Source organism: Actinocorallia sp. B10E7 (genome assembly GCF_039871655.1).
GTDB lineage: Bacteria > Actinomycetota > Actinomycetes > Streptosporangiales > Streptosporangiaceae > Actinocorallia.
Map to the genome: position 1 here is coordinate 214,997 of NZ_JBDPLZ010000003.1, position 9,925 is coordinate 224,921.

Annotated in this window: 12 protein-coding genes; 4 read left to right on the forward strand and 8 right to left on the reverse strand. The window is 71.3% G+C overall.

What is annotated here, in order from left to right:
• The first annotated feature begins 31 nt into the window (after positions 1–31).
• Positions 32–643 carry a TetR/AcrR family transcriptional regulator gene (locus tag ABGB12_RS10795; protein ID WP_347676546.1) on the forward strand — a complete coding sequence of 204 codons (612 nt, stop codon included), beginning with the start codon at positions 32–34 and terminating at the stop codon, positions 641–643.
• Here ABGB12_RS10795 and ABGB12_RS10800 read toward each other — a convergent pair.
• From ABGB12_RS10800 to ABGB12_RS10810, 3 genes are read right to left on the reverse strand one after another with little or no spacing between them, the layout of a single operon-like run.
• The gene (locus ABGB12_RS10800) at positions 640–1,755 is read right to left on the reverse strand and encodes a zinc-binding dehydrogenase (RefSeq protein ID WP_347676548.1); all 1,116 of its coding nucleotides are present in this window, start codon (positions 1,753–1,755) and stop codon (positions 640–642) included. The genes ABGB12_RS10795 and ABGB12_RS10800 overlap by 4 nt on opposite strands.
• Positions 1,752–2,165 carry a thioesterase family protein gene (locus ABGB12_RS10805; RefSeq protein ID WP_347676550.1) on the reverse strand — a complete coding sequence of 138 codons (414 nt, stop codon included), beginning with the start codon at positions 2,163–2,165 and terminating at the stop codon, positions 1,752–1,754. Before ABGB12_RS10805 ends, ABGB12_RS10800 begins: the two co-directional genes overlap by 4 nt.
• Positions 2,166–2,176: 11 nt before the next feature.
• The gene (locus ABGB12_RS10810; protein ID WP_347676552.1) at positions 2,177–2,869 is read right to left on the reverse strand and encodes a nitroreductase family protein; all 693 of its coding nucleotides are present in this window, start codon (positions 2,867–2,869) and stop codon (positions 2,177–2,179) included.
• A gap of 203 nt (positions 2,870–3,072) precedes the next feature.
• Here ABGB12_RS10810 and ABGB12_RS10815 point away from each other — a divergent pair, with 203 nt between their 5' ends.
• Entirely contained in the window at positions 3,073–3,411 is a 339-nt protein-coding gene (locus ABGB12_RS10815; RefSeq protein WP_347676554.1) for a hypothetical protein, read from the forward strand.
• Positions 3,412–3,468: 57 nt separating this feature from the next.
• Here ABGB12_RS10815 and ABGB12_RS10820 read toward each other — a convergent pair whose 3' ends face one another.
• From ABGB12_RS10820 to ABGB12_RS10830, 3 genes are all read right to left on the reverse strand, one after another.
• The gene (locus tag ABGB12_RS10820) at positions 3,469–4,086 is read right to left on the reverse strand and encodes an MBL fold metallo-hydrolase (protein WP_347677703.1); all 618 of its coding nucleotides are present in this window, start codon (positions 4,084–4,086) and stop codon (positions 3,469–3,471) included.
• Positions 4,086–5,171, reverse strand: coding sequence for an S-(hydroxymethyl)mycothiol dehydrogenase (locus ABGB12_RS10825; RefSeq protein ID WP_347676556.1), 1,086 nt, complete (start codon positions 5,169–5,171; stop codon positions 4,086–4,088). Before ABGB12_RS10825 ends, ABGB12_RS10820 begins: the two co-directional genes overlap by 1 nt.
• Before the next feature lie 185 nt (positions 5,172–5,356).
• Positions 5,357–5,992, reverse strand: coding sequence for a helix-turn-helix domain-containing protein (locus ABGB12_RS10830; protein WP_347676558.1), 636 nt, complete (start codon positions 5,990–5,992; stop codon positions 5,357–5,359).
• A gap of 68 nt (positions 5,993–6,060) precedes the next feature.
• On the opposite strand from ABGB12_RS10830, the gene ABGB12_RS10835 reads away from it, so the two are divergent.
• Positions 6,061–6,825, forward strand: a complete 765-nt coding sequence (locus ABGB12_RS10835; RefSeq protein ID WP_347676559.1) for an SDR family oxidoreductase — start codon at positions 6,061–6,063, stop codon at positions 6,823–6,825.
• 19 nt (positions 6,826–6,844) lie between these two features.
• Positions 6,845–7,414: an XRE family transcriptional regulator gene (locus tag ABGB12_RS10840; protein WP_347676561.1), complete on the forward strand. Its 570-nt coding sequence runs from the start codon at positions 6,845–6,847 to the stop codon at positions 7,412–7,414.
• A 6-nt stretch (positions 7,415–7,420) separates the two neighbouring features.
• Here the strand turns inward: ABGB12_RS10840 and ABGB12_RS10845 are convergent, their stop codons facing one another.
• Together ABGB12_RS10845 and ABGB12_RS10850 are read right to left on the reverse strand one after the other, a co-directional pair.
• Positions 7,421–8,599, reverse strand: a complete 1,179-nt coding sequence (locus tag ABGB12_RS10845; RefSeq protein WP_347676563.1) for an FAD-binding oxidoreductase — start codon at positions 8,597–8,599, stop codon at positions 7,421–7,423.
• Positions 8,596–9,912, reverse strand: a complete 1,317-nt coding sequence (locus ABGB12_RS10850; protein ID WP_347676565.1) for an FMN-binding glutamate synthase family protein — start codon at positions 9,910–9,912, stop codon at positions 8,596–8,598. Before ABGB12_RS10850 ends, ABGB12_RS10845 begins: the two co-directional genes overlap by 4 nt.
• Positions 9,913–9,925 lie beyond the last annotated feature (13 nt).

Here is a 9,925-nt window from a genome sequence, read left to right on the forward strand (position 1 = left end):
GAGTCCGGAGCGAGTACAGAGGTGGCGTCATATGGCGGCGGAGACCGTCCAAGAGGCTTGGGCGGATCTGCCGCCGACGGCGCAGAAACTGCTGACGGCGGCACTGGAGGCCTTCGGGGAGCAGGGGTACCACGGCACTTCGACCCGGCAGGTGGCATTGCGTGCGGGGATGAGCCCCGCCGCCCTGTACATGCACTTCTCGTCGAAGGAAGCGCTGCTGTACGAGATAGCGCGCACCGGGCATGAGGTGAACTACGAGCGGGTCCGCCGGGTGTGCGAGGAGAATCCGGGTCCGGTGGAACGGGTGCGGGCCATCGTCGAGGCGATGGTCTCCTTCCACGCCGAGCACCACACCCTGGCCCGGGTCGTCCAGTACGAGCACGCCTCGCTGACCTCGGCCCACCAGCGCGAGCTGATCGGGATCCGGCGGCAGACCGAGGCCCTCCTGCACGAGGCGATCGCCGGGGGCGTCGAGACCGGCGTGTTCGACGCCGCGGCGGCGCCCATGGCGACCACGGCCATCATGTCCCTGGCCATCGACGTGGCCCGCTGGTACCCCAGCCAGCGCAGCCGCAGGCCGGCCCAGATCACCGCGGCCTACGCCGACCTGGCGCTGCGCATGCTGGGGTCCCGCAGGCCTTAGAAGAGCACCACCTGGCGGACGGCCTCGCCGGTGTGCAGCCGGTCGAAGCCCGCGTTGATCTCCTCCAGGGCGAGGGTGCCCGACAGGAGGCGGTCGACCGGCAGGGTGCCCTCGCGGTACATCTCGATGAAGCGGGGGACGTCGCGGCGGGGGACGCAGGAGCCCAGGTAGCTGCCCCGCAGGGTCTTCTCCTCGGCGACGAGGCTGAGCGCGGGCAGCGCCAGCTCCCTGCCGGGGGCGGGCAGGCCCACGGTCACCGCGGTGCCGCCGGGGGCCGCCGCGTCGTAGGCCTGGCGCAGCACCGGCACCACGCCCGCGGTCTCGATGACCTTGTCCGCGCCGCCGCCGGTGATCTCCTTGATCTCGGCGACGGCGTCCGGCCCGCCCAGCACGGTGTGGGTGGCGCCGAGTTCCCGGGCGAGCTCCAGCTTGGCGGGGACGACGTCGATCGCGACGATCGTCGGGGCGCCCAGCGCCTTGGCCGCGAGCAGCGCCGACAGGCCGACGCCGCCGAGGCCGAAGACCGCGACGCCGTCGTCGGGAGTGACCTTCGCGCTGTGCAGGGCGGCGCCCGCTCCGGTCAGCACCGCGCAGCCGAACAGCGCCGCGATCTCGAACGGCAGGTCGGGGTCGACCTTGACGGCCGACTGCTGGGAGACCACCGCGTAGTCGGAGAACGCCGAGACGCCCAGGTGGTGGTTGATCCGGCCGCCGTCGATGCGCCGCCCGCCGCCCAGCAGGGTGCCGGCGCCGTTGGCCGCCGCGCCGGGGACGCACAGCGCGGGCCGTCCGGCCAGGCACCGGGGGCATTGGCCGCAGGCGGGCACGAAGGCCAGGACGACGCGGTCGCCCACGGCGAACTCCGCGCCCTCCCCGACCGCGACGACCTCGCCGGCGGCCTCGTGGCCCAGCGCCATCGGCAGCGGGCGCACCCGCGAGCCGTTGATGACCGACAGGTCGGAGTGGCACAGTCCGGCGGCGCCGATCCTGACCAGAAGTTCGCCCGGCCCCGGCGGGTCGAGCGTCACCTCGGTGATCTCCAGCGGCCGGGAGTCGGCGTAGGGGGTGTCGCGGCCGGGTTCGGTCAGGACGGACACGCGGGTCGTGGTCATGACGACACCACCAGCTTCTCCATGGCCGTGCGCATCGGGCCGGTGATCGGGACGGGCCGGCGGGTCTCCCGGTCCACGAAGACGTGGGTGAAGTCGCCGTGCGCGATGAGGGTCTCGCCGTCGGCGCGGTGGAGGCCGAGCTCGTACCTGACGCTGGAGGTGCCGAGTTTGCCGATGCGCATGCCCACCTTGATGACTTCGGGGAAGTGGGACTCGGCCTTATACTCGCAGCGAGAGGCCACGCACATGCCGATGGCGTCACCATGACGCGGGTCGAAGCCGGCCTCTCGGATGAGCCAGGTGTTGACCACGGTGTCCATCATCTCGTAGTGGATGACGTTGTTCATGTGGCCATAGCAGTCGTTGTCGTTCCAGCGGGTGGGAACGCTCTCCCAGTACAGGTAGCTCACGAGAAACTATCCTACTGGTCAGTAACATCCGGCGGTGTGACGGGGCTCCCATCAAAAGTGTCGAAAGTGGCGAACTCCGGCACTCTGGCCCGGCGCAGCCTCGTCGGCCTGCGCACCGGGTGGCCGAGGAACACCACCGAGGCCAGCGCCACGCCGTCCGGGACCCGCAGCAGCTCGCGCACCCCCTCCTCCCGGCGGATGTGGATCGTCGTCATCACCCCGCCCAGGCCCTCCTCGCGCGCCGCGAGCAGCACGTTCCACACGAACGGGTAGACCGACGCGCCGCCCGCGAAGGTGTAGCGGTCGTAGTCGCGGTCGACGGCGGCCAGCTCGTTCAGGTCGGCCAGCACGGCGAGCATCACCGGCACCTTGTCCAGATTGAGGGCGAACTCGGCGCGGTGGTCACCGGCGGGCTCCTTCGCCAGCGCCGCGGCCTCGGCCTCCCGGTCGGCCAGCGGCGACCATGGACGCAGCCCCGCCTCGCCCAGCGCCCGGTAGTCCCGCCACCCCGGCAGGTACAGGTCGCGCATGCCCCTGCGGATCTCGGGGTCCTTGACGACGACGACCCGCCACCCCTGCTTGTTGCCGCCGCTGGGCGCGAACCGGGCGCTGTCCAGGATGCGGTAGACGGTGGCGTCGGAGACGGGTTCGTCAGTGAATTCCCTGATGGCGGCGGTGCCGCGCAGAGCCTCGAGCAGTTCCATGACCCGAATATTTCATGACCGGTCCGGACCCCTGACCTCGTGGCGGCCTCCCGGCTGATATCCATGCGGCCATGAGGCCATCCCGGAGTGCTCTGTTCCCGCTTTCGCTGCTCCTTGCGACGGCCTGCGCGAGTCCGGACGTCCTGCCGAACGTGCCCCGAACCCCCGCCCCCGAAGGACTCTCCGCGTCGAGGGTGTCTTCGGTGCCGGGCGCACGCCTGAGAACCGTCCGGCCGGGAAAACCGTTCACCCTCGCGCCGGGCTGGACCGTGCGGCTGCGTGGCGGCCCGTCCCTCACCTTCGTGGCCGTCGAGAGCGACAGCAGATGCCCGGTGGACGTCCAGTGCGTCTGGCCGGGAGACGCGGTCGTGACCGTGTCCACCGGACGGAGCACCTTCAGGCTGCACACGATGCGCAGGACCTCCGTCCACCTGACCGCCCGTCTCTCCCTGTCCCTGCTGGCCCTGAGCCCCGACCGGCGCGACGACCTCCCGATCCGCCAGGACCGCTATCGCGCGAGGCTCCGGGTGGACCGAGAATGACCCGGGTCGGGGTGTCGGGGCAGAGCATTCCGGCAGCCTGCTCCCCTACAGCGGTTCTCAGTGGCCGCGGGCGATCCATTCCTCCAGATGGGGAGCCTCTTCCCCGATCGTGGTCGAGGGGCCGTGGCCGGTGCGCACCTTGGTCTCGCCCGGCAGGGTCAGCAGCCGGCTCCGGATCGACTCGATGATGGTGGGGAAGTCGGAGAACGACCGCCCGGTGGCCCCGGGGCCGCCCTGGAAGAGGGTGTCCCCGCTGAAGAGCGTGCTCAGCTCCGGCGCGTACAGGCAGACGCCGCCGGGCGAGTGGCCGGGGGTGTGCAGGACGGCCAGTTCGATCCCGCCGACTTCCAGGTCCATCCCGTCGGACAGCGTCATGTTCGGCAGCCGGTCGGGGTGCGTCATCTCCCACAGCGGCAGGTCGTCCGGATGCAGCATGACCGGAGCGTCGAGCATGGCGGACAGCGCGGGCGCGGCGTCGATGTGGTCGTTGTGGCCGTGGGTGCACACGATCGCCTTGAGACGCCGGCCGCGCAGGGCCTCGGCGATGGCCATGGCGTCGTGGGCGGCGTCGATGACGATCGCCTCGTCCTCGTCGCCGACGATCCAGACGTTGTTGTCGACGTGCCAGGTGCCGCCGTCCAGCGAGAAGGTCCCGGAGGTGATGAGCTTCTCGATCACAGGACCACCACCGATCGCAGGACGTCGCCGCGGTGCATGCGTTCGAAGGCCGCCTCGATCTCGTCCAGGGAGATGGTCTCGGTGACGAAGGCGTCCAGCGCCAGCCGGCCCTGGAGGTACAGGTCGATGAGCATGGGGAAGTCCCGGGAGGGCAGGCAGTCGCCGTACCAGGAGGACTTCAGCGCCCCGCCCCGGCCGAAGAAGTCCAGCAGGGGCATCTCCAGCCTCATCTCCGGGGTCGGCACCCCGACCAGCACCACGGTCCCGGCCAGGTCACGGGCGTAGAAGGCCTGCTCGTAGGTCTCGGGGCGGCCGACGGCCTCGATGACGACGTCCGCGCCGTTGCCCTCGGTGAGCTCCCGGATCGCCTCGACCGGGTCGGTCTTCGTGGACTCGACGGTGTGGGTGGCGCCCAGTTCCAGGGCCTTGTCGAGCTTGCGCGGGTCGATGTCCACCGCGATGATCTTCCTGGCCCCGGCCAGCCGGGAACCCATGACGGCGGCCATGCCGACCCCGCCGCAGCCGATCACCGCGACGGAGTCCCCGCGGCCCACCTGCCCGGTGTTGATCGCGGCGCCGATGCCCGCCATGACGCCGCAGCCCAGCAGACCGGCCACCTCCGGCTTGGCGGCCGGGTCGACCTTGGTGCACTGCCCGGCCGCCACCAGCGTCTTGTCGGCGAACGCGCCGATACCCAGAGCGGGGGAGAGTTCCGTGCCGTCTTCCAGGGTCATCTTCTGCTTCGCGTTGTGGGTGTTGAAGCAGTACCAGGGACGGCCGCGCAGGCAGGCCCGGCACTGCCCGCACACCGCCCGCCAGTTGAGGATGACGAAGTCCCCGGCTGCGACCTCGGTGACGCCCTCGCCCACGGACTCCACGACCCCGGCGGCCTCATGACCCAGCAGGAACGGGAAGTCATCGGTGATACCGCCCTGCTTGTAGTGCAGATCGGTGTGACACACCCCGCACGCCTGGACCTGCACCACCGCCTCGCCCGGCCCCGGATCCGGCACGATCACCGTCTCCACCCGCACAGGCTCACCCCTACCCGGCGCGACGACCCCGCGTACCTGTTGTGGCATGTGCTCTCGCCTCCTTCTCCCTCCCCTCTTCCCCGCGATCCGTCCGGCCTACCGTTCCTCGACACCGTCCAAGAGTGATCCTGTGATCGGTGCGCCTGCCCCGAACGGTCCCGGACAGGTCTGGTCCCCTGCTTTCACGCACCCGGCGGGAGCACGGATCGCGTCCGTCGCCCGGAAGGCCTTTCTCACCGGTCCGGGCCGGTGCCGACGATGTCATCGCCGAAGGCGGCGGCGAGCGCCTTCGCGATCACCTCGGGCAGCTCGGTCCGTCCGTCGTCCTCGGCCCAGCGCACCAGTGCCGTGTGCAGGGCGGCCAGGCAGGCGCTGGCCGCCGCTCGGGCGCGGAATGCGTCCTCGGGGTCGGTGGCGTCGTCCCCGAGGGCGTCGACGATCGCCTGCTGAAGGGCGTAGTGGTTGTCCAGGTGCTTGGCCCGCAAGGCCGGCGTCGAGATCATGAGCCGGAGGCGGGCGAGCAGGAACCGCCGGTTCGCCGTCAGGTCGTCTGCGTGGCCACCGCCGGTCAGCGCCGCGGCCGAGTCGATGAGCGCGATGCCGATGCGGCGGACCAGGGGATGCACGGCGGACGACGCGGCGATCCGCTCGGCGACGAGCCTGCCGTTCTGGTCGAAGAGCACGAGGTCTTCCTTGGTGGGGAAGTGCCGGTAGACGGTCATGGGGGAGACGCCCGCGGCTTCGGCGACGTCGGTGACGGTCGTGGCGTCGTATCCGCGCTCGGTGAACAGCCGTAGCGCGTGCGCTTGGATCATGCGCTGCGTTTCGGCTCGCCGTTGTGCTCGCAGCGTCGAGTTCTGGTCGGGCATGTGATAGACACTACCTTGGTGGTAGTCACTACCAAGTTGGTAGTAGCTAACGGATTGGAGTGACGGGCATGAGTGATCTGACCGGCAGGACGGCTCTGGTGACCGGAGCCTCGCGCGGCATCGGGCAGGCGATCGCGACCCGGCTGGCGGAGAAGGGGGCAATGGTCATCGTGCACTTCGGCACGGACGAGGCCGGGGCGGCGGCGACGGTCGACCAGATCGCACGTAACGGCGGAACCGCGCTCGCCGTCAGGGCGGAGCTGGGCGTGGACGACGACGTCGAGACGCTCTTCGCGGGAGTCGAGGCCGGCCTGGCCGGGCGGCCGCTCGACATCCTCGTCAACAACGCGGCGGCCGCGCCCGCCGGCCCGCTCGGAGTCACCACGCGGACGGAGTTCGACCACCTCTTCGCGGTGAACGTGCGAGCGCCGTACTTCATCATCCAGCGGGCGTCGCCGCTGCTCCGCGACGGCGGCCGCATCATCACGATCTCGTCCGTGGCGACCCGGATGGCCAACCCGGCCCAGACGTCCTTCGCCATGACCAAGGGCGCGGTCGAGACGATGAGCATGACCTTGGCCAACGAGCTCGGAGTCCGAGGGATCACGGTGAACGCGGTTGCTCCCGGCGCCACCCGGACGGCGACCAACGGATCGGCCTTCGAAGCGCCGGGCCTGGCCGAACTCATCGCTGGAACGACGGCACTCGATCGCCTGGGCGGGCCCGACGACATCGCCGACGTAGTCGCCTTCCTCGCCTCCGACACCGCGCGCTGGATCACCGGCCAGGTCATCGACGCGAGTGGAGGCCTGTTCCTCGGACCACGCGCCTGAACGCCTCTATGCTGGCCCCGTGGAACTGGAGGAGATCATCGCGATGCGGGTGCGGGAGTACCGCAACGCCAAGAAGATCTCCCTGGCCGAGCTGGCGCGCAGGACCGGGATGTCCAAGGCGATGCTCTCCAAGATCGAGAACGCGCAGACGTCGTGCAGTCTCTCCACCCTGGGCAAACTGGCCGAGGCGCTGAACGTGCCGGTGACGGCGCTCTTCCGCGGTGTGGACGCCGAACGCGAGGCGGTGTTCGTCCCGGCCGGACACGGGGCGCGGATCTCCCGGCGGGGCAGCGACGTCGGCCACCTCTACCAGCTGCTCGGCTCGCTGCGCGGCGAGCACAAGCGCATCGAGCCGCTGCTGGTGACGCTCACCGAGGCCAGCGAGGTGTTCCCGCTCTTCCAGCACTCGGGCACCGAGTTCCTCTACATGCTCGAAGGCGTCATGGTCTACGGCCACGGCGACGCCCGCTACGAGATGAGGCCGGGGGACTCCCTCCAGTTCGACGGGGAGGGGCCCCACGGCCCGGTCGAGCTCGTGGAGCTCCCCATCGTCTTCCTGTCCGTCACCGCCTACGGCTCGGTCGGCTGAGTCCGGTCAGCGCATCTCGCCCGCGCCGACGTAGGGGTTGGAGCTGGTCAGGGGTTCTCCTTCGGCGAAGCGTTCGAAGCGGAAGTCCCGGGCGGGGACGAGGGGATCGCCGCTGTCGCCGTCGAGGACCAGGTCGGCGACGAGTTCCCCCACGGCGGGGGAGATCTTGAAGCCGTGCCCGGAGAAGCCCGCGGCCACGACGAGGCCGTCCACCGGCAGGGGGGCGATGATCGGGTTGAAGTCCGGGGTGACGTCGTAGCAGCCGGCGTAGTCGCCGACGAAGCCCGCGTTCTCCAGGCCGGGGAAGCGGTGGGCGAGGCGGGCGGCGGTGCGGTCGACGAAGGACGCCTCGGCGCGGTTGCCGTAGGAGTCGGGGTCGGCCCACTCCGGTTCGGACAGGTCGCTGTTGCCGAACAGGAGCCTGCCGCCCGTTTCGGCCCGGACGTACTGGAGCGAGACCAGGTCGGAGAAGACGGGGACGCCGCCGAGGTCCGTGCCGGGGTCGATGAGCATGATCTGCTCGCGCATCGCGCGGATCGGCAGGTCGATCCCGAGCGGGGCGGCCAGGGCGACCGACCACGGTCCGGCGGCCAGGACGACCGTCCCGGCGGACAGCTCCGTGCCGTCGGCCAGGCGCACTCCGGTGACCTTGCCGCCGTCGGCCGTCAGAGCCGCGACGGGCGTGCCCTGGCGGATGGCGGCTCCGTCGCGGCGCGCTGCCGCCGCGAACGCCTGGGCCGTCTGGTAGGCGTCGCCATGGCCGCCGCGCGGCTCATAGCCGAAGGCCGCGAAGTCGTCCAGGTACGCCGACGGCCACAGCTCGGCGACCTCGTCACGGCTGATCTCAAAGGACTCGATGCCCAGGCTCCGGTGCATCTGGAGGTTGGCGCGCAGCGCCGCGACGTTCTGCCCGCCCACGCCGACGACGTAGCCGCTCTGGCGGAAGCCGATGTCCACGCCCAGGATGTCCTCGGCGTTCTCGAACAGGGCGGTGCCCTTCCACGCCATCGCGGCCAGGGACGGCACGCCGTAGTGGCAGCGGACGATGCCGCTGGACTTGCCGGTGCCTCCCGAGCCGACGGTGTCGCGTTCCAGCACTGTCACCGAGACGCCCCGGGAGGCCAGGGAACGGGCGGCGGCCGTGCCCTCCAAGCCGCCGCCGACGATGATGACGTCCGGGTTCATACCGGCTGCCCCGGGATCCAGGACGTCCCGGCGAGCGGGACGCGGGCCATGGCGGCGGCCTCGACGGTGAGGGCCACCAGGTCCTCCGGCTCGAGGCGGTGCACGTCGGACTTGCCGCAGGCACGGGCCAGCATCGTGGTCTCCATGGCCAGCGACCGCAGGTAGTTCGCCACGCGCGTCGCGCCGAGCCCGGGGTCCAGGCGCCGGGAGAGCAGGTCGTCCTGGGTGGCGATGCCGACGGGGCAGGCGCCGGTGTGGCAGGCCGAGCAGTCGCCGGGGGCCACGCCGAGCCTGCGGTAGTCGGCGGTGACGTCGACCTTCGCGCCCGTCTCGTCCGGGTGGCCGCTGTCGTTGCAGCCGAGCGCGATGAGCGCGCCCACCCCGATCGAGACGGCGTCGGCGCCCAGGGCCAGGGCCTTGGCGACGTCCGCGCCGCTGCGGATGCCGCCGGAGACGATGAGCTGGACGTCCGCGCCGACCTCGGCGATCGCGTCGGCCGCCAGCCGGACGGCCGCCAGCGTGGGGATGCCGGTGTGCTCGATGAAGGCGTCCTGGGTGGCGGCGGTGCCGCCCTGCATGCCGTCGACGACCACGACGTCGGCTCCGGCGGCGATCGCGAGCTTCACGTCGTGCTCGGTGCGGGTCGCGCCGACCTTCACGTAGACGGGGATGCGCCAGTCGGTGGCCTCACGCAGTTCGAGGATCTTGATGGCGAGGTCATCGGGGCCGGTCCAGTCGGGGTGGCGGCTGGCCGAGCGCTGGTCGATGCCCTCCGGGAGGGTGCGCATCCGGGCCACGCGGGGGCCGACCTTCTGGCCGAGCAGCATGCCGCCGCCGCCCGGCTTGGCGCCCTGGCCGAGCACGACCTCCACGGCGTCCGCCTGGCGCAGGTCGTCGGGATCGAAGCCGTAGCGGGACGGAAGGCACTGGTAGACGAGGGTCTTGGACGAGGCCCGCTCCTCGGGCGTCATCCCGCCGTCGCCGGTCGTCGTGGACGTGCCGACCTCGCTCGCGGCCCGGCCGAGCGCGTCCTTGGCGGCGGCCGACAGGGCGCCGAACGACATGCCCGCGATGGTGATCGGGATGTCCAGCACGACCGGCTCGCTCGCGTTGCGGGCGCCCAGGACGGTCCTGGTCTCGCAGCGCTCCCGGTAGCCCTCCAGCGGGTAGCGGGAGGCGCTCGCGGTGAGCAGCAGCAGGTCGTCGAAGCTGGGCACGGCCCGCCGGGCGCCCAGGCCGCGGATCGCGTACCGGCCGAGGGAGGCGCGCTCCTGGATCTCGGCGATGACCGAGGGCGGGAAGGTGTGGTTCACGGGGTGGCTCCCT